General features: G+C 69.2%; 23 protein-coding genes and 1 pseudogene. 7 read left to right on the plus strand and 17 right to left on the minus strand.

Features of this window, described 5'->3' with window-relative positions:
- The 6 genes and pseudogenes from Q8M88_RS13050 to moaA form a co-directional block, all read right to left on the minus strand.
- Positions 1-389 (minus strand): annotated as a pseudogene (locus Q8M88_RS13050) (molybdopterin molybdenumtransferase MoeA); the annotation flags it as partial.
- Positions 390-399: 10 nt separating this feature from the next.
- On the minus strand, positions 400-867 hold the full coding sequence (gene moaC, locus Q8M88_RS13055) for a cyclic pyranopterin monophosphate synthase MoaC (protein WP_305597591.1): 468 nt from the start codon (positions 865-867) through the stop codon (positions 400-402).
- Positions 864-1,418, minus strand: a complete 555-nt coding sequence (moaB, locus tag Q8M88_RS13060; RefSeq protein WP_305597592.1) for a molybdenum cofactor biosynthesis protein B — start codon at positions 1,416-1,418, stop codon at positions 864-866. The genes moaC and moaB overlap by 4 nt, the downstream gene beginning before the upstream one ends.
- A 59-nt stretch (positions 1,419-1,477) precedes the next feature.
- Complete coding sequence (locus tag Q8M88_RS13065) at positions 1,478-1,918, minus strand: molybdenum cofactor biosynthesis protein MoaE (RefSeq protein WP_305597593.1); 441 nt, start codon at positions 1,916-1,918, stop codon at positions 1,478-1,480.
- A complete protein-coding gene (locus Q8M88_RS13070) occupies positions 1,915-2,160 on the minus strand; it encodes a MoaD/ThiS family protein (RefSeq protein ID WP_305597594.1) in 246 nt (81 codons plus the stop codon). Before Q8M88_RS13070 ends, Q8M88_RS13065 begins: the two co-directional genes overlap by 4 nt.
- Before the next feature lies 1 nt (position 2,161).
- Positions 2,162-3,199 carry a GTP 3',8-cyclase MoaA gene (gene moaA / locus Q8M88_RS13075; protein WP_305597595.1) on the minus strand — a complete coding sequence of 346 codons (1,038 nt, stop codon included), beginning with the start codon at positions 3,197-3,199 and terminating at the stop codon, positions 2,162-2,164.
- 30 nt (positions 3,200-3,229) lie between these two features.
- Between moaA and Q8M88_RS13080 the strand changes: the two genes are divergently transcribed.
- Positions 3,230-3,877 (plus strand): nucleotidyltransferase family protein, encoded by a 648-nt coding sequence (locus Q8M88_RS13080; protein ID WP_305597596.1) that lies wholly within the window; start codon positions 3,230-3,232, stop codon positions 3,875-3,877.
- Here Q8M88_RS13080 and Q8M88_RS13085 read toward each other — a convergent pair.
- On the minus strand, positions 3,849-4,190 hold the full coding sequence (locus Q8M88_RS13085; protein ID WP_305597597.1) for a YciI family protein: 342 nt from the start codon (positions 4,188-4,190) through the stop codon (positions 3,849-3,851). The two genes, Q8M88_RS13080 and Q8M88_RS13085, sit on opposite strands and share 29 nt — an antisense overlap.
- A gap of 256 nt (positions 4,191-4,446) precedes the next feature.
- Between Q8M88_RS13085 and Q8M88_RS13090 the strand changes: the two genes are divergently transcribed.
- Complete coding sequence (locus Q8M88_RS13090; RefSeq protein ID WP_305597598.1) at positions 4,447-4,800, plus strand: cytochrome c family protein; 354 nt, start codon at positions 4,447-4,449, stop codon at positions 4,798-4,800.
- A 2-nt stretch (positions 4,801-4,802) separates the two neighbouring features.
- Entirely contained in the window at positions 4,803-5,699 is an 897-nt protein-coding gene (locus Q8M88_RS13095; protein ID WP_305597599.1) for an NAD(P)-dependent oxidoreductase, read from the plus strand.
- Positions 5,700-5,703: 4 nt separating this feature from the next.
- Here Q8M88_RS13095 and Q8M88_RS13100 read toward each other — a convergent pair whose 3' ends face one another.
- The 6 genes from Q8M88_RS13100 to Q8M88_RS13125 form a co-directional block, all read right to left on the minus strand.
- Positions 5,704-7,368, minus strand: coding sequence for an MFS transporter (locus Q8M88_RS13100; protein ID WP_305597600.1), 1,665 nt, complete (start codon positions 7,366-7,368; stop codon positions 5,704-5,706).
- A gap of 68 nt (positions 7,369-7,436) precedes the next feature.
- Positions 7,437-8,117, minus strand: coding sequence for a Fe2+-dependent dioxygenase (locus tag Q8M88_RS13105; protein WP_305597601.1), 681 nt, complete (start codon positions 8,115-8,117; stop codon positions 7,437-7,439).
- 116 nt (positions 8,118-8,233) lie between these two features.
- Entirely contained in the window at positions 8,234-10,711 is a 2,478-nt protein-coding gene (locus Q8M88_RS13110) for a TonB-dependent siderophore receptor (protein ID WP_305597602.1), read from the minus strand.
- 153 nt (positions 10,712-10,864) lie between these two features.
- On the minus strand, positions 10,865-12,046 hold the full coding sequence (locus Q8M88_RS13115; protein ID WP_305597603.1) for a PepSY domain-containing protein: 1,182 nt from the start codon (positions 12,044-12,046) through the stop codon (positions 10,865-10,867).
- An 87-nt stretch (positions 12,047-12,133) separates the two neighbouring features.
- Positions 12,134-12,892 (minus strand): 3'(2'),5'-bisphosphate nucleotidase CysQ, encoded by a 759-nt coding sequence (cysQ, locus tag Q8M88_RS13120; protein ID WP_305597604.1) that lies wholly within the window; start codon positions 12,890-12,892, stop codon positions 12,134-12,136.
- Positions 12,892-13,086 (minus strand): DUF3553 domain-containing protein, encoded by a 195-nt coding sequence (locus Q8M88_RS13125; protein WP_305597605.1) that lies wholly within the window; start codon positions 13,084-13,086, stop codon positions 12,892-12,894. The genes cysQ and Q8M88_RS13125 overlap by 1 nt, the downstream gene beginning before the upstream one ends.
- A gap of 64 nt (positions 13,087-13,150) precedes the next feature.
- Here Q8M88_RS13125 and chpT point away from each other — a divergent pair, with 64 nt between their 5' ends.
- From chpT to Q8M88_RS13140, 3 genes are all read left to right on the plus strand, one after another.
- Positions 13,151-13,819 carry a histidine phosphotransferase ChpT gene (gene chpT, locus Q8M88_RS13130; protein ID WP_305597606.1) on the plus strand — a complete coding sequence of 223 codons (669 nt, stop codon included), beginning with the start codon at positions 13,151-13,153 and terminating at the stop codon, positions 13,817-13,819.
- Positions 13,820-13,886: 67 nt separating this feature from the next.
- Positions 13,887-14,252, plus strand: coding sequence for a response regulator (locus Q8M88_RS13135; protein WP_305597607.1), 366 nt, complete (start codon positions 13,887-13,889; stop codon positions 14,250-14,252).
- Positions 14,249-15,076 (plus strand): protein-glutamate O-methyltransferase CheR, encoded by an 828-nt coding sequence (locus Q8M88_RS13140; protein WP_305597608.1) that lies wholly within the window; start codon positions 14,249-14,251, stop codon positions 15,074-15,076. The genes Q8M88_RS13135 and Q8M88_RS13140 overlap by 4 nt, the downstream gene beginning before the upstream one ends.
- 64 nt (positions 15,077-15,140) lie before the next feature.
- Here the strand turns inward: Q8M88_RS13140 and Q8M88_RS13145 are convergent, their stop codons facing one another.
- From Q8M88_RS13145 to Q8M88_RS13160, 4 genes are read right to left on the minus strand one after another with little or no spacing between them, the layout of a single operon-like run.
- Positions 15,141-15,278 (minus strand): entericidin A/B family lipoprotein, encoded by a 138-nt coding sequence (locus tag Q8M88_RS13145; protein ID WP_305597609.1) that lies wholly within the window; start codon positions 15,276-15,278, stop codon positions 15,141-15,143.
- Positions 15,279-15,319: 41 nt separating this feature from the next.
- Positions 15,320-17,044 carry a sensor histidine kinase gene (locus Q8M88_RS13150; protein WP_305597610.1) on the minus strand — a complete coding sequence of 575 codons (1,725 nt, stop codon included), beginning with the start codon at positions 17,042-17,044 and terminating at the stop codon, positions 15,320-15,322.
- A 21-nt stretch (positions 17,045-17,065) separates the two neighbouring features.
- Positions 17,066-17,671, minus strand: coding sequence for a sigma-70 family RNA polymerase sigma factor (locus tag Q8M88_RS13155; RefSeq protein ID WP_305597611.1), 606 nt, complete (start codon positions 17,669-17,671; stop codon positions 17,066-17,068).
- Positions 17,671-17,919 carry a NepR family anti-sigma factor gene (locus tag Q8M88_RS13160; RefSeq protein ID WP_305597612.1) on the minus strand — a complete coding sequence of 83 codons (249 nt, stop codon included), beginning with the start codon at positions 17,917-17,919 and terminating at the stop codon, positions 17,671-17,673. The genes Q8M88_RS13155 and Q8M88_RS13160 overlap by 1 nt, the downstream gene beginning before the upstream one ends.
- 155 nt (positions 17,920-18,074) lie before the next feature.
- Between Q8M88_RS13160 and Q8M88_RS13165 the strand changes: the two genes are divergently transcribed.
- Positions 18,075-18,878: a response regulator gene (locus Q8M88_RS13165; RefSeq protein WP_305597613.1), complete on the plus strand. Its 804-nt coding sequence runs from the start codon at positions 18,075-18,077 to the stop codon at positions 18,876-18,878.
- The last annotated feature ends 85 nt before the right edge of the window (positions 18,879-18,963 follow it).

The following is an 18,963-nucleotide window of genomic DNA, read 5'->3' on the forward strand; positions in this document are numbered from 1 at the left end:
GGGCGCACGTTCTGGCGCGGCATGGCGGCAGGAACCGCAACGCGATCGCCACGCCGCTCGGCGTCCTCCTGGATGACCACGGCGTCAGCGCCGGCGGGAAGGGCCGCGCCGGTGAAGATGCGCACCGCCTGGCCGCCGCCCAGCTCGCCTTCGAAGCCGTGGCCGGCCGCGCTCTCGCCGATGATCGTGCGCTCGCCGTCGCCGTCGCCGGAGCGCACCGCCCAGCCGTCCATGGCGGAGGCGTCGAACGGCGGCTGGTCGCGGATCGCCGCCACGTCCTGCGCCAGCACCCGGCCGATGGACTCGTCCAAGGTCACGTCCTCGCACGCCAGGCGTGGAATCTCGGCAAGCATGGCGGCCCGCGCCGCCTCGACGGTCATCAACTTCATGTCTGTGAACTCACGCCCGCCAGTCGCCCGACGCGCCGCCAGACTTCTCCAGCAGGCGCACGCCCTCGATGACCATGCCCTTCTCGGCGGCCTTCAGCATGTCGTAGAGCGTCAGGCAGGCGACAGAGACGGCGGTCAGAGCCTCCATCTCCACGCCGGTTTCGCCGGTGGTGCGCACCCGCGCGGTCACCGACAGGCCGACGTCATGCGGTTCGACGCGCACCTCGACCTTCGACAGGTTCAGTTGATGGCACATCGGGATCAGGTCGCTGGTCCGCTTGGCCGCCATCACGCCGGCGATCTCCGCCACTGCGCGCACGTCACCCTTGCGCGCCTCGCCGGACAGAGCCAGCGCCTTGGTCTCGGGCCGCATCCGCACCAGGCCCTCGGCCACCGCCTCGCGGGCCGTGGAGGCCTTGCCTGAAACGTCGACCATCCGCGCACGGCCGGTCTCGTCGATATGGGTGAGGCCGCTCATCGCTCCATCAGCCGGGGCATCAGCTCGACCATGTTGCAGGGGCCGTGACGGCTGTCGAGCTGGGCGGAGATCACCTTGTCCCAGCCGTCCTTCACCGCGCCGTTGGAGCCCGGCAGGCAGAACACGAACACCCCGTCGATCAGGCCGGCGGTGGCGCGCGACTGCAAGGTCGACAGGCCCACCGACTGGTAGCTGACCAGGTGGAAGATTACCGAGAAGCCGTCGATCCGCTTGTCGAACAGCGGTTCCAGCGCTTCCGGCGTCACATCGCGGCCGGTGATGCCGGTGCCGCCGGTGGTGATGATCGCGTCCACCGAGCCTGAGGCGATCCAGGCCTTCACCTGGCCGCGGATGGCGGGGATGTCGTCGCGGACAATGGCGCGGGCGGCGAGCTCATGGCCGGCGCCGGTCACCCGTTCGGCCAGCACGTGGCCGGAGGTGTCGCTCTCCTCGTCGCGGGTGTCCGAGACGGTCAGAACGGCGACGCGGACGGGTTTGATCGACTGGCTTTCGTCGATGCGTCCGCCGGGGGCGAGGACTGGGGCGTTCATGGCAGGGGCTCCGCGCAGGCTTTTCGCGCCTATCCTAGCGCGAGGGCCGCCACCTTGTCCTAATCCCAGCGTGCGACGTCCGTGTGATCCTGCGGCCTCGGCTCGACCCAGCGTGCGCCGTCCGGGCCATGCTCCTTCTTCCAGAAGGGCGCGCGGCTCTTCAGGTAGTCCATCAGGAAGTCGCAGCCCTCGAAGGCCGCGCGGCGGTGGCGTGACGCGGTGGCGACGAAGACGATGGCCTCGCCCGGCGCGATGCGGCCGACACGATGGACGATCAGTGTGTCGTCGAGGCCGAAGCGGGTGAGTGCGCCATCGGCGATGCGGCCGATTTCGGCTTCCGTGAACCCTGGATAGGCCTCGAGCTCCAGCGCCACGGCCTGGCCGGCCTCGGCGCGGGCGATGCCGACGAAGGTCGCCACCGCGCCGCTCTCGGTGCGGCCCTTGCAGAAATCGTTGAGCAGCGCGCCGGGGTCGAAAGGCTGGTCGGTCAGGCGGATCATCCGCCGCTCATTGGCGGCAGGAAGGCGACCTCCGAGGCCGCACTGAGGACCAGGTCGCCGCGCACGATCGCCTGATCGACGGCGACCTGCACGCCCGGCGCGACCAAGGCCTCGCCCAGATCGGCGTCCTCGGCCGCTAGCAGGGCGCGGATCGCGGCGATGGAGCCGGCGCCCGCGTCCAGCGTGCGCTCGCGCCATCCGGCGACGTCGCTCAAGCGTCCGAACAGCAGCACCCGGGCCATCTCAGCCGCCGGTGGTGGACATGTGGCGGGCGACGGCGGGCGCGGCGCTGCGGGCGATGTGGAAGTCGTGGCCCTTGGGCTTGACGTCGATCCCGCCGCGGATCGCCGTGATCAGAGCGGCGTCGTCGGCGCCGGCGCGCATGACTTCGCGCAGGTCGGTGGCGTCGTCCTGGCCCAGGCAGGTGTGGAGGGTGCCAGTGCAGGTCACCCGCACGCGGTTGCAGCCTTCGCAGAAGTTGTGGGTCATCGGCGTGATGAAGCCCAGCCGCCCGCCGGTCTCGGCGACGTGGACGTAACGCGCCGGGCCGCCCGTCGACAGTGGCAGGTCAGTCAAGGTCCAGAAGCTGGCGAACTCGCGGCGCACATCCTCCAGCGACAGGAACTGGTCGGTGCGGTCGGCCTCGATCTCGCCCAGCGGCATGGTTTCGATCAGCGTCATATCGAGCCCGCGCCCGTGCGCCCAGGCGACCAGCTCGTGCAGCTCGCCGGCGTTGTCGTCGCGCAGGGCGACGGCGTTGATCTTGACCTGGAGCCCCGCGGCCTGGGCCGCATCGATCCCGGCCAGCACCTTGGCGACGTCGCCCCCACGGGTGAGCGTGCGGAAGAGGTCGGGCTTCAGGGTGTCGAGCGAGACGTTGATCCGCTTCATGCCGATCGCCGCCAGCTCGGGCGCGAAGTCGGCCAACCGGGTGCCGTTGGTGGTCAGGGTCAGCTCGTCGAGGGCGCCGCTGCGCAGGTGGCGCGACAGGCCGGTGAGCAGGCCCATGACGCCTTTGCGCACCAGCGGCTCGCCGCCGGTGATCCGCAGCTTCTTCACGCCCAGCCCGATGAAGGCGCTGGCCAGGCGATCCAGCTCCTCCAGGCTCAGCACCTCGGCCTTCGGCAGGAAGGTCATATGCTCGGCCATGCAGTAGACGCAGCGCAGATCGCAGCGGTCGGTGACCGACAGCCGCAGATAGGTCACGCTGCGCCCGAAGCCGTCGGCCAGCGGGGTCGCCGGGCGCGCAGGTTGCAGCAGTGGGGCGTCATATGGCGTCATGGCTGCGCCTAACATAGAGGGGAACGGGCTTTGGCGACAGGGGCGGGCGCGTCGCAGGGCCTCGAGGCCATTGTGCTGGCGGCAGGCTCAGGCTCGCGGTTCGGCGGCGGCAAGCTGCTGGCGACCTGGGAGGACGGCCTGCTGATCGACGCGGTCCTGGCCGCAGCCTTCGCCGCTCCCGTCGATCGCGTGATCGTGGTCACCGGCGCGGACGCCGAGCGGGTGGCCCGCGCGGTGCGAGACTTCGCCGAGCGAATCGGTCGGTCCAGCGACCTGAAGCTGGTCCATGCCGCCGACCACGCCGAGGGGATGGGCGCGTCACTGCGCACGGCCGCGGCGGCTGTCAGTCCTCAGGCGGAAGGGGTGTTCGTGTTTCTCGGCGACATGCCGCGCATTCCACACGCGGTGCTCGGGCCGCTGGCGCAGGCGGTGCGCGACGGCGCGGTCGCGGCGGCGCCGATGTTCGCGGGCAAGCGGGGACATCCGGCGCTGATCGGACGGGCCCTGATCCCCGGCCTGCTGACGCTTCGGGGCGACGCCGGCGCCCGCGGCGTGCTGGGCGCGCTGGGACCCCGGCTGGCGCTGATCGAGGCGCCGGACGACGGCGTGCTGTTCGACGTCGACGCCCCGGATGATCTCAGGGGCGACCTCACGCAGGCGGAGGGCCGAATTCCATGACCTGGCGTAGCTCGCAGGTTCCGTCGCCAGCGACCTTCAGGAAGGTCTTGCAGAGCTCGATCGCCGCCTCGCGCGAGTCCGCGTTGAGGAAGGCGAAACCGCCGGCCCGCACCGCCTCTTCGGACACCGTGAATTCTCCGCCGGCCAGCCGCACCCGACCTCCCCTGTCACGCGTGCCCAGAGGTTCAGTGGAGATCAACGATCCGCTGGCGGTCATGGTCTCGATGAGGTCGCCCATGGCCTGCATATGTTCTGCGTCGGGCATGCCGCCCTCGACGCCGCTCTCAGGGCGGTAGATCACCAGGTAGCGCATCGCATCTCTCCCTCTCACCGTCTGCCGGCGCTCGAAGGACGATCGAGCTCGTTCGCCGCCGACACTGCCGCAGTGATCGGTGAAGCTTAGCCTTGAGTCGAAGATCTGTAGGTCTCCACCTGCGGAGCCTCGGACAGACAGGAGACCTTCGCATCGTAGCCGCGTTGGTGTTGCTCGGTGAGGCGAGGGGCGTCTGCGTTCGCCACATGGCGGCCTGTTGAGCGAATCGCTACCATCGCGCTTGGGAGATTCCATAATGATCCGCATCGAGCTTGCCGTCCTTGCCGCGATCGGCGCCCTGGCCGCGTCATCGGCCGCCGCCCAGGACGGGTCGAAGGTGTTCGCCATGCAGTGCAAGCTGTGCCACGCCGCCGCCAGCGGGCCGATGGGCCCGGCGCTGGCTGGCGTCGCTGGCGCGAAGATCGCGGCGCGCACCGATTATGAGTACTCGCCCGCGTTGGCGGCCAAAGGCGGGACCTGGACCGACGCCAACCTCGACGCCTTCCTGGCCGCGCCGGGCAAGTTCGCGTCGGGCACGCGGATGGCCGTGGCGGTGACCAAGCCCGCCGACCGCGCGGCGGTGATCAGCTATCTGAAGACCCTGAAGTAGGCATGGACGCCTTTCCCGCCTTCTTCCCGCTGGCCGGGCGCAAGCTGGTGATCGCCGGCTCGGGCGAGGCGGCGGAGGCGAAGGTTCGCCTGCTGGAGAGTTCGCCGGCGCAGATCGTGCGGATCGACGGTCCGGCGGCGTTCCTCGCCGGATCCTATCGTGGCGCGTGCCTGGCCTTCATCGCCGCGCCTGACGATCTCTACGCCCAGGCCGCGGTCAGCGCGGCGCATGCCGCCCATGTGCCGGTGAACGTCGTCGACCGCCCGGCGCTCTGCGACTTCACCACGCCGGCGGTGATCGACCGCGGCGAGGTGGTGGCGGCGGTCGGAACGGGCGGGGCTTCTCCCGTGCTGGCGACCCTGCTGCGTCACGACATCGAGGCGCGCATCCCCGAGGGCGCGGGCCGGGTGGCGGCGCTGTTTCGCAAGTTCCAGGACGAGGTGCGCCGCGCGCTGCCGCAGCCGCACCAGCGCCGGGCCTTCCTGCGGGCTGGCCTGTCGGGGCCGGCGGCGGAGGCGGCGATGGCCGGTGACATGGAGCTGGCGTCGGAGCTGTTCCGCGAGGCGCTGGCGAAGGGCGAAGGCACGATCGGCAGGATACAGTTCGTCGCCGGTCGCGGACCAGCGGACCTGCTGACCCTGCGCGCCTCGCGCACCCTGGCGGCGGCCGACGTGCTGGCGCCCGACCCGGGCGTGGACCCGGCGATAATCGGCATGGCGCGGCGCGACGCCGAGCGGCTGGGCGTCGAGGCGGCGACCCCGTCCCGGCTCGTGGCGCTCGCCCAGGAGGGCCTGCGCGTCGTGCGCGTGGTCACCTCCGCCCCGCGCGAGGTGGAGCTGCGCTCCATCGCCCAGGCGGGCGTAGTCGTCGAGGTGATGCTGGCCGCGCCGGGCGCGTGACCCGCTAGTCGTCCAGCGAGCGGTGGCGGGTCTCCGGCAGGAAGAACAGCGCCACCACCACCGAGATGGCGGTGAACACCGCCGGGAACCACAGACCCGAATAGATGTCGCCCACCGCCGCGACGATGGCGAAGGCGGTGAACGGCACGAAGCCGCCGACCCAGCCGGTGCCGATGTGGTAGGGCAGAGACATCGCGGTGTAGCGGATCTTCGTCGGGAACAGCTCCACCAGCGCCGCGGCGAGCGGGCCGTAGAGCGCGGTGGCGGCGGTGACGAACAACAGCATGACGCCGAATGCGCCCAGCAGGTTCATCCGCGCCGGGTCGGCCTTGGCCGGATAGCCGGCCTGGGCGAGGCCGGTCTTGATCCAACCCTCGACCTCGGCCTTGCGCGCCTTGGCGTCGGCCGGCGCAAGCCCTCGCGCGTCGACGGAGGCGACGACATCGGGACCGATCCGCACCTGGGCGAGCGCGCCTGCCGGGGCGACGTGGTTGGTGTAGGAGACGCCGGCGTTGGCCAGCACGCTCTTGGCGATGTCGCAGGACGAGGTGAAGGCGGTCTTGCCCACCGGATCGAATTGCAGCGAGCATTCGGCCGGGTCGGCGACCACAACCACCGGCGTGCGCTCCACCGCCTCGGCCAGGGCCGGGTTCAGCGTCTGGGTCAGCATGTGGAAGCCGGGGAAGTAGGCGACCAGCATCAGGGTCATGCCGAACAGCAACACCGGCTTGCGGCCGATGCGATCGGACAGCCAGCCGAAGAACACGTAGCCGACGGCGCTGACGATCACGCCCGCCGCCATCAGGCCGTTGATCGTCTCGGGCGGGACCTTGAGGAACTTCTCCATGAAGGTCTGGCTGTAGAAGAAGGTCGTGTACCAGACGGCCCCTTGCGCACACATCAGGGCGAACAGCGCCAGCAGCACGATCTTCAGGTTCGGCCAGTGGACGAAGGCTTCCTTGAACGGCGCCTTGGACTGCTCGCCGTCGGCCTTCAGCTTGGCGAAGGCGGGGCTCTCCGAGAGCTTCAGGCGCATCCAGATGGAGATCGCCAGCAGGCCGGCGGAGACCAGGAACGGGATGCGCCAGCCCCAGGCGTCGAACGCCTCGTTGCCGAGGATCAGCCGGGTCACCAGGATCACGCCCAGCGCGCCGGTCAGGCCGAACGCCGCCGAGGTCTGCACCCAGCTTGTCGACTGGCCGCGCCGCCCTTGGGGTGCGTGCTCCGCGACATAGATCGCCGCGCCGCCGTATTCGCCCCCGAGCGCGAAACCCTGCAGGATGCGCATCAGGATCAGCAGGGCCGGGGCGATGATCCCGGCCTGAGCGTAGGTCGGCAGCAGGCCGATGCAGAAGGTCGCTCCGCCCATCAGCACCACGGTGAACAGGAAGGCGCCCTTGCGGCCCACCCGGTCGCCGAGCCGGCCGAACACCAGCGCGCCCAGCGGGCGGAAGGCGAACCCCGTGCCGAACAGCGCCAGGGCGGCGATGTATCCGGCGGTGTCGTTGAGGCCGGAGAAGAAGGTCTTGGAGATGACCTGAGCCAGGCTGCCGAAGACGAAGAAGTCGTACCACTCGAACGCCGTGCCGGCCGCCGAGGCCGCAACGACGGTGCGCAAGGGCGTGGCGGGTTTCGCCTCGCCAGACGACTCTACGGCGATCTCGGCCATCTATTCCCTCCCCGGAACTTGAGCGCACCTCTAGCCGGTGCGGGTTCCTCTTGGAAGAGCGCGGCTTTCTACAACTCGGCCCACATGCGCAACAGGTTGTGGTAGGCGCCGGTGAGCGCGATGACCGCGGTGTCGCCCTGGCCCAGGCGCGCGCCGGCGCTCTGCACGGCCATGTCCATGTCGAACAGCAGGGCGCGGCGGGCGTCCTCACGCACCAGGCTCTGCACCCACAGCACCGCGGCGGTGCGTTCGCCGGCGGTCACCGGCTCCACCCGGTGCAGGCTGGAGGCGGGATAAAGGATCAGGTCGCCGGCCTCGAGTTTCACCTGATGGACGCCGTAGGTGTCCTCGACGGTCAGCTCGCCGCCCTCGTACTGGTCAGGCTCGGAGAGGAACAGGGTGGCCGAGATGTCGGCGCGCAGGCGCACGCCGTCGCGGTCCTGGCGGATGGCGTTGTCAAAGTGGTCGGCGAAGGTCTTGCCCGGGCCGTAGCGGTTGAACATCGGCGGGAACACCGAGGCCGGGAGAGCGGCGGTGGTGAACAGGGCGTTGCGGGTCAGCGCCTCGCGCACCAGCGCGCCCGCCTGAAGCGACGCGGCCGAGCCTTCCGGTAGCTGCAGGTTGTTCTTGGCCAGCGCCGACTGGAAGCCGGAGGTGACGTTGCCGTCGACCCATTCGCCGGCGTCGATCAGCGCGCGCGCCTGGGCCACCTGCGCCTTGGTCAGCACCTGGGGGATCTGCAGCATCATCGGCGCGCGCCTTTCCTGGACGGCCTATCCCAGAGCCGGGGGCGGGCCGTCAATGAAAGTGCGCCCCGGCCGGGCGTGCCGGACGGGGCGCAGACCATCGGTCCTTCGAGGGAGGATCAGAACCGATAGTTGAGGGTGAGGGTGGCGCTGCGGGTCTCGCCGGGCGTCGCCCAGCCGTTGTTGCGACCGCGCTGATAGTACTCCTCGTCGAACAGGTTGTTGACGTTGAGCCGCAGCTCGATGTCGCGGGTCGGGCTCCAGGCCACCGTGGCGCGGTGCACCCAGTAGGCCTCGGTGGTGACCAGCGGGATGGTGGTGCGGGTCGGCGGGTTGGAGTTGGTGATCGCCGCGTGCTGGGTCAGGTAGTACTCGCCCTGATAGGTCGCGCCGTAGCCGATCTGCACATCGTGCGGCAGGTCATAGGTGGTGAAAACGCTGAAGGCGTGGTCTGGCGTGTTGGCGATCGGATCGCCCTTGATGAAGTCACGACCCAGCAGGGACGTGAAGTTGTCCGCGCCCTGCAGCACCTCGCTGTCGAGATAGGTGTAGTTGGCGAACACGGACCATTCCGGGGTGATCCGGCCAGACGCGCCCAGCGACAGGCCCTGGACGCGCGCGCTGCCGTCCAGCTGCATGGCGGGGATCGTCGGATCGCCCGAGGCCACCCTGTAGTTGGTGCGGTCGTTGCGGAACACAGCGCCGGTCAGCGACAGGCCCTGGGCCAGGTCCCATTTGGCGCCGATCTCCATGGTCTCGGCCTCTTCCGGATCGACGGTGCAGGTCAGCGCTGTGCAGGCACCGGCGCCGTTCACCGTCGCCTGGGACGGGGTCTTGGAGTTGCCGTAGGCGACATAGAGGCTGGCGTTGGGGATCGGCTTGAACACCAGGCCGAGGCGGTAGGAGAACAGGTTCTCATCGCTCTTGAACAACGGGCCGCGACCGCTGAACACGCCGCCTGGCGCGCCCGCCTGGGCCGGTCCGGGAGCCAGGCCGCCCGACGGGTTCGGCAGGAAGCCGGCCGAGGTGTAGTAGCCCGACGAGTTCTCGCCCTCGTTATGCTCGTAGCGCACGCCGAAATTCACCGACCACATCGGGGTGATGGTGATGTTGTCGAACAGATAGACCGCCTGGTTGCGGCGCTCGCCGTCCTGGGCGCCGGCCGGGAAGGCCAGCGGCGTGCCGGTCGGGGCCGCGCCGCCGCCCTGGATGTAGTTGTAGGCGCCCGTATAGACGTTCACCGGGTTGGCGATGTTCATCTGCGGCAGCACCACGGCCGTGCCGTTGGCGTTGCGCAAGACATTGCCGTTGGACAGTTCGAAGGTCTCGGAGGTGAACGCCGCGCCGACCACCAGGTCGTGCGTCAGGCCGCCGGTCTCGCCGCGCCAGGTGAAGTCGGTCTGGTTGTAGAGCAGCGTGTTCTCGCCGTCGCGATAGACGCCGCGCGGGCCGCTGGGCAGGTAGAAGCCGGGCGCCGGGTCGCCGGCGACGCAAGGCGTGTAGCCGCTGATGTTGGTGACCGTCGTCGACTGGCTCCAGGCCACCGGCTTCAGGCCGTTGGCCAGGCAGAACACGCCTTGGGGCGGATCGACGATGGTAAGCTGGGTGACCTGCTGGTAGCGGGTCAGGTTGCGCAGCTTCAGGCTGTCGCTGAACCGGTGCTCGAAGATGCCGGTCAGCATGTCGATCTGCTGTTCCTGCTTATCGACGTTGCTGTAGCCGTAGTAGTTGGACGGATCGACGCCGGGCGCCGGGCGGCCATTGTAGAACGGCACGCCATACTGCGGGACGTTCTTGTCTTCCTGGTGGAAGTACATTGCGGTGAACTGGGTGTCGCCGCCCATGCCGATGGTCACCGAGGGCGCGACGCCCCAACGCTCGAACTTCTCGACGTCGCGGCCGGGCGCGTCCTGCTTATGGACCATGGCGTTCAGGCGCACGGCGACGCCGTCGCCGATCGTGCGGTTGGCGTCCAGCGTCAGCCGGCCGTAGCCGTCCGTGCCGATCCCCGCGCTGACCACCGATGCGTCGCGGCCGCCGGGGCGCTTGCTGACCAGGTTGATCGAGCCGCCCACCGAACCCGCGCCCGAATAGACCGAGTTCGCGCCGTTGACGACCTCGAGCTGCTCGAGGTTGAACGGGTCGGAGCGGCTGTACTGGGCGCTGTCGCGCACGCCGTCGACGGTGATGTCGTTGTTGGCCGAATAGCCGCGCAGGTTGATGCTGTCGCCGAAGCCGCCGCCGCCCTCGCCAGCGCCGAAGGTGATGCCGGGCACGGTCGACAGGATGTCGCGCAGCGACAGCAGGTTCTGCGCCTCGATGACGCCGCGCGAGACGACGGTGACGGTCTGGGGATTGTCCAGGGGTTGGGCGGTGTACTTCGGCGAGTCGAGCTGCTTGCGCTGCGCGGTGACGTCGATGCCGGAGAGGGTGGAGCTGCCGTCGGCGTTCACCGTGGCGCCGGCCGTGGCCGTGGCTTCGGCCTCGGCGGCCACCGCGCTGTTGTTGATCGAAAGCCCGGCGAGCCCCGCCACCGCCGCCACTGTCAGCGCGCGCTTGGCGCGGGCCGATACCCCGGAATTCATACGCGTCGTCATCCCCGTCCCCGTTCTCGTCAGACGCCGTCGCGTCCATGCGATTGCGAGTCGTTACTATTAAAAGACATGTATCTTGGCAATGAGAATTATTCGCAAAAATGTGCCCGCGCCGCCCGATCAGTTGAAGCCGTCGGCGACAGTGTCCGCGGAAGGTCAGGTCTGGGGCGCAGGCCTCAACGCGACGCGCCGCTTGCGGCCCCGCAGCCACATGATCAGGCCGGTGATCCCGAGCAGCGGCGGCGCCAGGCCGCCCAGGAACACGACGATCTGCCAGACGATCCCCATGTCGTCGCCGTCGTGAATGCGCCGCATCCAGCGCGACAGGGGATCAGGTCCGCCGCCGCTACGGTCGGCCTTCACGACGCCGCTGGCGTCGACCACCTGGACGGTGCTCGGCGTCTTCGCGCCCTGCGGCCTAATCTGCACGCGCCAGGCGGGGTCCTTGCCGCGGGTCGGGACGCTGATCGAGACCAACTGGGCGCCGGCCTTGCCGTCCAGCGCCAGGGCCGCGGCGCGATCGAGGGTGAGCGCCGTGCGCTCCACGGGCGGCGCGAACCGGCCGCCGGGACCTCCCTGACCCCCCTGGCCGCCGCCTTGACCTCCAGGGCGCGCCGCGCCGGCTGGCCTGGCGGCTTCCGGGGGTGCGACCCCGAACAGCGCTCGGCTCGTCTGCGGGAACGAGATGTAGACCCCGGTCAACGAGGCGATCGCCAGCGGAATGCAGATCCAGAAGCCGACCATATGGTGCAGGTTGAAGGTCGTGGTCGGCCCACGCCGCCAGCGCAGGCCTTTGGCGACGGCGCCGTTGCGCGGCCACCAGAGCCACAGCCCCGTCGCGCAGCTGATGAACATCGCCCAGCCCAGCCAGCCGACCACCTTGCGCCCGATCTGCGGGATCAGCAGCGTGCCGTGCAGGCGATGCAGCCAGGGGACCAGACCGGACCCGCCCTCCGCCACCCCCAGCGGCGCCGCCGTCGGCGGATCGATCCAGACGTTGAGGCTGCGCGGCCGCCCGCCTGGGCCAGGCTCGCCCTTGATGCGTCCAATGGCGACGACCGGGGCGCCAGGTTCCGCCGGCAGGCGCAACTGGGTCAGCGTGGCGTCACCGTGGAAGGCGGTGTTCGCGGTCTCGACATAGGCCGACAACGGCTTGGCGAGTTGCGGTCCGCTGACCGCGAAGCGATCGGGATGCAGGGCCCGCTCGAGCCCGTCGTGCCAGACCAGGGCGGAACCGGAGATCGCTAGCGGAATCACCGCCACCAACAGTCCGACGCCCAGCCACAGGTGGATGTTGAACCACAGCCGGCGAAGTTTCGCAGTCACCGATACGGTCATGGCCCGCCCCTGAGCAGTCAGATGTTCAGGAGTTCATTAGATGAGAACGTATTGCAATCGCAAGCATGATGCGACCGCGTTGCAGTCTCAGACGCCTCGGGCGACGAATGCGCCGTTGCGGAAGCCGGTAGCGGCCTTGCCGTACAGGAACGGCTCGCCCTCCGGCGTCAGCACCGAGCCGCCAGCCGCCTGAAGCACCGCGTGGCCGGCGGCGATGTCCCATTCCATGGTCGGGCCGTGGCGGGGATAGATGTCGGCGAAGCCCTCGGCGATGCGACAGAACTTGATCGAGGAATCCATCGCCTTGCGGTCCGCGAAGCCATAGCGCTCGGCGAGCGCGCGGGCCGCTCCGTCGTTCATCGTGTGGCTGACCAGAGCGAGACCGCCGCCCTTTGGCCAGGCGCGCGCGCGGGCGGGCCGCTCGCCTTCGCCGGCCGTGCGCTTCGTAGCGCCCTGCGCCGTGGTGAACCAGGTCTCGGCGGTGGCCGGGGCGACGACCGCGCCGGCGACCGGCCTGGCGTCCTCGATCAGCGCGATGTTGACGGTGAAGTTGGGATCTCCGCGCACGAACGCCTTGGTGCCGTCGACCGGATCGACAAGAAAGAACCGCGGCCCGATCGCCTCGGGCGTACCGAACTCGCTGGCGTCCTCCTCCGAGATCACCGGTACGCCGGGATAGAGCGCGGCCAGGCGCTCCAGGATCAGCGCCTCGCCGCGCCGGTCCGCCTCTGTGACGGGGCTGTCGTCGGCCTTTTGGCTCACCGCCAGGCCAGAGCGCCAGAGCGGCAGCACCAGACGCGCCGCTTCCTCGCAGATCAGCGCCAGGTCGCGACCGATGTCGTTCATCAGGTGTTCCTTGGGTCGTCGCCGACAAAGATCAGGGCGACGCGCTGCGCGTCGATCACCTGCTTGCCGGCGTGTTCGAAATTCACCGTGACCCTGGTTCCAGCCACCGACTGGACCTGGCCCAGGCCCCAGGCCTCCATCCCTGCCAGGCGGACCAGGGCGCCGGGCTCTATGAAGGGGTCGAGGCCGTTCATGCGCGACCTGTCTAGCGGGGCGGCTGGTGTTTTCCAAAGGGCCAAATCAGCCCAGACTGGCCCGATGACCGACCTGACGCCCGCCGCAGCCCTCAACGACGCCGCTCTCCGCCCGGCAGAACTGGCCGCCCATCTGGCGGCGCGCCTCTGCCATGACCTGATCAGCCCGGCGAGCGCCATCGTCTCCGGCCTCGATCTGCTGGACGATCCCAGCGCCCAGGACATGCGTCAGGAGGCCATGGAGCTGATCGGCTCCAGCGCGCGAAAACTGTCGCAGCTGCTGGCCTTCTGCCGGGTGGCGTTCGGCGCCTCTTCCTCCGCTGCGGTGTTCGATTCCCGTGAGTTGGAGACCCTGGCCCAGGGCGTGTTCGCCCACGTGCGCGCCGACCTGGAGTGGAAGGTGGAGCCGGCCGGACTGAACAAGCCGGCGGCGCGCGCTGTGCTGAACCTGGCGCAGTTGGGCGGAGCGGCCCTGCCGACCGGTGGGACGACCCTGGTGCGCGTGGCCCAGGAGGGCGAAGTGGTGGCGATCGCGGTGGAGGCCACGGGACCACGTGCGCGCCTGCGTCCGGAGGTTCTCGCCGGCCTGCGCGGCGAGATGATGGGCGAGGGGCTGCACGGCCATTGGGTGCAAGCCTACTACCTTCACCAACTCCTGACAGACGCCGGTGGACGGGTGTTCGCCGACGTTGGCGACGACAAGGTCACCTTCGCGGCGACGCTGCCAGCCTGAGGCGGCGCTTTCCAAACCGCTCCTTAACCTGCCGGGCCGCAAAAGTAGCGCGACCGGAGGCGCTTTGATGAAGACCTGCCTCGTCGTGGACGACAGCCGGGTGATCCGGAAAGTGGCGCGACGCATCCTTGAGGATCTCGGTTTCGAGATCGCCGAAGCCTCGGACGGGGCGGAAGCCCTGGCCTGGTGCCGGGCTGCGATGCCTGACGCCGTGCTGCTGGACTGGAACATGCCGGTGATGTCGGGGATCGATTTCCTCAAGCACCTGCGCGCCGAGGTCGGCGGGGATCGTCCGCGCGTGGTGTTCTGCACCGTGGAGAACGACGTGGCGCACATCAACGAGGCTCTGGCCTGCGGCGCCGACGAGTTCATCATGAAGCCGTTCGACGGCGAGATCGTCGCCTCGAAGTTCTTTCAGGCGGGGCTGACGTGAAGCGCGACGACGCCGAAATGGTGGCCCACCTGTGCGAGGCGCGCGCCGGCCTGAAGGTCGACCCAGCCAAGATCTATCTGCTGGAGAGTCGGCTGGCGCCGGTGGCGCGCCGCGACGGATTCGGTTCGATCGAGGAGATGCTGCTCGCGCTGCGCACCCGCCGCGAAGAGCGGATGATCTGGGCCGTGGTCGAGGCGATGACCATGGGCGAGACCTCGTTCTTCCGCGACCAGGCGCCGTTTGACCATTTCCGCGACGTACTGCTGCCCCAACTCGCCGCCAACGGCGAAGGCCGGCCAATCCGCGTATGGAGCGCCGCCTGCGGGTCGGGCCAGGAGGTCTACTCTCTGGCCATGGCGGTCGAGGAACAGCGCGCGCACCTGAGCGGCGTGCGCGTCGACCTGTTCGCCTCCGATCTCAATGAGCGCGCGCTGGAGAAGGCGCAGAGCGGCCTCTACACGCAGTTTGAAGTCCAGCGCGGCCTGCATGTGCGCCGCCTGGTGCAGCACTTCGAGAAGTTCGACGAGATGTGGCGTCTGTCGCCGCGGATCCGTCAGATGGTCCGCTGGCGTCGAACCAATCTGGTGAGCGACCTGTCGACTCTGGGCCGCTTCGACGTGATCTTCTGTCGCTACCTGCTCAGTTCGCTGGTCGAGCCGATGCGCAAGCGGGTCATCGAGAACCTCGCTCTGCTGCTTGAACCTAACGGCGTCATCTATCTTGGCGTCGGCGAACGGCTGGCGGAAGCGACGCCCGCGCTCCGCGCCGTTGTCGGGTGCGACGGCCTGTTCAGACCCGATCCCGCCTATCGCGCGGCGGCTTGACCCCAAAAAGAAAGACCCCGCCGCGTTAGCGACGGGGTCGTCAATCTCAGCAGCTCGGATCGATCTACTGCTTGGCGTCTTCGGCCGTCGAGGTGACCGCCTTACCGGCGGCGGACACATCCCTGCCGGCGCCGGACATCGTGTTGCAGGCCGCGACCGCCATGCTGGCGGCGAGCACCGCCATAAGAACAACTTTACGCATTTTCCACTCCCGGTTTGAAACTCTTGCGCTTCGGCGAACGCTTACGCTGCAGCTTGGTTCCCGCCTTCGACCTCTGCGACCGCAGGTTGGACATTGGCTGGCGTCGGAAAGATCAACCGCGCGGTGACGCCGCCGGCCGCGTTGCGCGTCAGGTCGGCGCGGCCGCGTAGCTGGCGAGCGAAGGCGCTCATCAAGGTGCGGCCGACGCCGGCCGCCGCCAGCGCCTCCTCGGAGGCCTGGCCGTCGTCGGTGATCTCCAGTTGGGCGTCGTCGCCGATCACATGGAAATCCACTGTGAGCACGCCGCCACGACCGGCGAAGGCATGTTTCTGGGCGTTGGTGATGGCTTCGACCGCGAACAGCGCCAGCGGCGCGAGCCGGTCCGGGTCGATCACCAGGGCCTCGATGTTCATCTCGGTGCGCACCTGTGGGCCGTGCGACATCTCACCGGCGATCAGCTGCGCTGTGAGCTCTTCCAGGAACGGCCGCAGATCGACCCGCTTCAGGTCGGGCCCCTGGTAGAGGGCGCGGTAGATCAGGGCGAGGGCGGTGATCCGCTGGCGGGTGTCGGACATCGCCGCGCGCGCCGCAGGGTCGGTCAGCGAGCGCTGCTGCATGTTCAGCAGGCTGGAGATGACTTGCAGGTTGTTCTTCACCCGGTGGTGGATCTCACGCATCAGCGCGTCCTTCTGGGCGAGGGAGTCGCGCAGGGACGCATCGCGCCCGACGATCGCGTCGGCCATCTGCTCCAGCGTCTCCGCCAGCTCGCGGATCTCCGGCGGCATGTGTTCGGATTGCACGGGACGCACGCTCAGACGACCGCGGGCGTACAGGGCGGCGATGCGCTGGAGGTAGGCGATCCACCGCAGCACCACGCGCTCGGTGACCACGAACACGGTGGCCAGCGCCAGGAGGAAGGTGAGCAGCGGGAACACCACGCCGGTCAGTGGATTCAGTCGCGCCCAGGAGAACAGGCCTGGCGCCTGCGCCGACAGCACCACGAAGACATCGTCGCCGACCAACGGAGCGACGGAGTAGATCCGATGCTGGCCGCGAAGGTCCACCGCGGCCCAGACCGGCGCGTTGCGCGTGCGCGAGCCGTCGCGCCAGGTCTGGGGCAATTCCGGGAAGGCCTTGGCGTCGGTCAGGCTGATGAAGTGACCGGCGTTGTCGACCAGGGCCACTTCCGGCGATTTGGGCAACCCCGGGTCGCCGCCGCTGGGTTGCAGGCTGGCCAGCGGGATTACGGCGACGAAGGCGCCGTCGAACCGCCCCTGCGCGTCGGCCGCGCGGGCGGCGGCGAGCAGCGACGGCGCGCCCGAATAGCGTGCGCCGGAATCACGGGTGATGACGCGGGATTCGCCCTCGGCCAGGCGGCGGAACCAGGCGCGTCCCGGTCGCTGGCTGTCCTGCGGCACGTCGGCGGCGGCGCAGGCGGTTCGCCCGCGGGCGTCGAAGCGGATCAGGTTGGCGTAGCCCGGGATGCGCCGCTGCACCTCGGCCAGACGCTGGGCGCATTGGAAGCCGATGGAGCCGGGCGCAAGGGATTGCAGCAGCAGGTCGGCCGCCTCGAGCCGGGCGCGCGCGGTAGTGGCGCTACGCTCCGCCGCCATGCCGAGATTGGCCCGCAGGAGATCGCCCTCCCGCTTGAAAGCGATCGCCGATTGGAGGGCGCCAAGCAACAGCACCGGCAGCAGCGCCGCGGCCAGGGCCGCCATCAGGCGAACCCGGATCGTGCGTGGAGATCCGCCGGGCTGTCCGATCATTGGGAGTGGCCCACGGCTGCGCTAACGGACCGTGCTTAGCCGCTCCGCGTCGGCGAGGATAGAACGCATGGCGTCGCCCGCGGAGGCGCCGTCGCGGTCATACGCGCCCTGTTCGAGGATCGCGTGCAGCGCACGCCTCGCTCGGCTGACCCGGCTCTTCACCGTGCCAACGGCGCAGTTGCAGATCTCAGCGGCTTCCTCGTAGGCGAAGCCTCCGGCGCCGACGAGGATCAGGGCCTCGCGCTGTTCTGCCGGGAGCATCGACAGGCCCAGACGCAGCTCGTCGAGCGCCACCGGGGCTTCTGGATCGTCCACCGCCACCAAGGTCCGCTCGGCAGCCTCCTGGTCGAGCTGGCTCTGACGCCACGAGCGACGCTTCTCCGAGTAGAACTGGTTGCGCAGGATCATGAAGGTCCAGGCCTTCATGTTGGTGCCCATCTGAAAGCTGGCGCGGGCGTCCCACGCCTTCATCATGGCGTCTTGCGCCAGATCATCGGCGGCGGCGGGGTCGCCGCACAGGGTGCGGGCGAAGGCGCGAAGGTGAGGAATGAGCTGGACCAGCTCACGTTTGAACGCTTCGTCCTCCTGCGGGGTGCGAGGAGGGCGGCCTTCCACGGGGGTGGCCATTAGCCCTTCTCCGCTGCGCGCTTATCCGCTTGCCGAAGAATATCCAGGAATTCGTCAGGGACCTGCTCGTTCACGACTTCGTCGAACATCTGACGCAGGCGCACGCCGATCGCTTGCTGACGCAGGCGCGCTTCATCAAGTGCAGCCGACGGGTTGCGGCGCTCCTCGCTGGACCTTTGTTCGATCATGTCGTCGGCATCGCGCTCGCGCGCTTGCCGTCCCCCTGCTTTGTCATCCTCGCCAGTCAACGCAGCACCTCGCCCCCGGTTCCCTGCGCGACGCAGGCCTGCCAAAACGGTCCAGCGGCGGAACCGGTTCCCTCCCCCGACGTTTCGCCGCTATCGTAGGGCTGCGTCGGGCAGCCCGCCATTCGCCTGCCTAGCTTCAGCTTCCGGGGGTCGTTTTGAATCTTCTCGCCCGCCTTGCGCCGCACCTGCCCTACGTCCGTCGTTACGCTCGTGCTCTGACCGGTGACCAGACCACCGGCGATCATTACGTCCGCGTCGCGCTCGAGGCGCTGGCCGCGGGCGAACGCGTGCTGGAGGCGAACCTTACGCCGCGCGTGGCGCTGTACCACGTGTTCCATGCCATTTGGTGCACGTCGGGCGCGCAACTCGAGGACACGCCGCTGGATGACGGCGGCCCGTCCGACGACACCACCCGTCGCCTAATGCGCATCGCGCCGCGATCGCGCCAGGCGTTCCTACTGACCGCACTCGAAGGGTTCACGCCCAGCGAAGCCGCACAGATCCTCGGCACCGACTTCCCGGAAGTCGAGCAACTGATCTCCGAGGCGCAGAAGGAGATCGACGCCGAGCTCGCCACCGAGGTGCTGATCATCGAGGACGAACCGGTGATCGCCGCCGACATCGAAGCGCTGGTCAAGGAACTGGGCCACACCGTGGTCGATATCGCCGCGACCCGTACCGAGGCGGTCGATGCGGTTGCGCGCAAGACGCCCGGTCTGGTGCTGGCCGACATCCAGTTGGCCGACGGCTCCAGCGGCATCGATGCGGTGAAGGATATCCTGGCGCGCTTCGACGTGCCGGTGATTTTCATCACCGCCTTCCCCGAACGCCTGCTGACCGGCGAGCGGCCGGAGCCCACCTTCTTGATCACCAAGCCGTTCCAGCCGGAGACGGTGAAGGCGGCCATCGGCCAGGCGCTGTTCTTCCACCCGCGCACCTCGAACAAGGCCGCCGCCTAAGCGGAACAGGTCGCTGCCGACGGCGTTCGATTTGGCGACCGCGAGACAGGCGGTCGCCGATTCGAAAGGGCGGTCAGAGGTTGGG

Source organism: Phenylobacterium sp. (assembly GCF_030693805.1).
Classification (GTDB): domain Bacteria; phylum Pseudomonadota; class Alphaproteobacteria; order Caulobacterales; family Caulobacteraceae; genus Phenylobacterium.

What these genes read in the sequence shown, in the direction of transcription:
- Q8M88_RS13065 (WP_305597593.1), bottom strand. Translation starts at nt 1,918, where the DNA reads ATGATCCGCCTGACCGACCAGCCTTTCGACCCCGGCGCGCTGCTCAAC.
- Q8M88_RS13095 (WP_305597599.1), top strand. Translation starts at nt 4,803, where the DNA reads ATGGACGCCTTTCCCGCCTTCTTCCCGCTGGCCGGGCGCAAGCTGGTG.
- Q8M88_RS13100 (WP_305597600.1), bottom strand. Translation starts at nt 7,368, where the DNA reads ATGGCCGAGATCGCCGTAGAGTCGTCTGGCGAGGCGAAACCCGCCACG.
- moaB (WP_305597592.1), bottom strand. Translation starts at nt 1,418, where the DNA reads ATGAACGCCCCAGTCCTCGCCCCCGGCGGACGCATCGACGAAAGCCAG.
- Q8M88_RS13150 (WP_305597610.1), bottom strand. Translation starts at nt 17,044, where the DNA reads ATGATCGGACAGCCCGGCGGATCTCCACGCACGATCCGGGTTCGCCTG.
- cysQ (WP_305597604.1), bottom strand. Translation starts at nt 12,892, where the DNA reads ATGAACGACATCGGTCGCGACCTGGCGCTGATCTGCGAGGAAGCGGCG.
- Q8M88_RS13155 (WP_305597611.1), bottom strand. Translation starts at nt 17,671, where the DNA reads ATGGCCACCCCCGTGGAAGGCCGCCCTCCTCGCACCCCGCAGGAGGAC.
- Q8M88_RS13145 (WP_305597609.1), bottom strand. Translation starts at nt 15,278, where the DNA reads ATGCGTAAAGTTGTTCTTATGGCGGTGCTCGCCGCCAGCATGGCGGTC.
- Q8M88_RS13105 (WP_305597601.1), bottom strand. Translation starts at nt 8,117, where the DNA reads ATGATGCTGCAGATCCCCCAGGTGCTGACCAAGGCGCAGGTGGCCCAG.
- Q8M88_RS13090 (WP_305597598.1), top strand. Translation starts at nt 4,447, where the DNA reads ATGATCCGCATCGAGCTTGCCGTCCTTGCCGCGATCGGCGCCCTGGCC.
- Q8M88_RS13125 (WP_305597605.1), bottom strand. Translation starts at nt 13,086, where the DNA reads ATGAACGGCCTCGACCCCTTCATAGAGCCCGGCGCCCTGGTCCGCCTG.
- Q8M88_RS13115 (WP_305597603.1), bottom strand. Translation starts at nt 12,046, where the DNA reads ATGACCGTATCGGTGACTGCGAAACTTCGCCGGCTGTGGTTCAACATC.
- Q8M88_RS13085 (WP_305597597.1), bottom strand. Translation starts at nt 4,190, where the DNA reads ATGCGCTACCTGGTGATCTACCGCCCTGAGAGCGGCGTCGAGGGCGGC.
- Q8M88_RS13110 (WP_305597602.1), bottom strand. Translation starts at nt 10,711, where the DNA reads ATGACGACGCGTATGAATTCCGGGGTATCGGCCCGCGCCAAGCGCGCG.
- chpT (WP_305597606.1), top strand. Translation starts at nt 13,151, where the DNA reads ATGACCGACCTGACGCCCGCCGCAGCCCTCAACGACGCCGCTCTCCGC.
- Q8M88_RS13070 (WP_305597594.1), bottom strand. Translation starts at nt 2,160, where the DNA reads ATGGCCCGGGTGCTGCTGTTCGGACGCTTGAGCGACGTCGCCGGATGG.
- Q8M88_RS13135 (WP_305597607.1), top strand. Translation starts at nt 13,887, where the DNA reads ATGAAGACCTGCCTCGTCGTGGACGACAGCCGGGTGATCCGGAAAGTG.
- moaC (WP_305597591.1), bottom strand. Translation starts at nt 867, where the DNA reads ATGAGCGGCCTCACCCATATCGACGAGACCGGCCGTGCGCGGATGGTC.
- moaA (WP_305597595.1), bottom strand. Translation starts at nt 3,199, where the DNA reads ATGACGCCATATGACGCCCCACTGCTGCAACCTGCGCGCCCGGCGACC.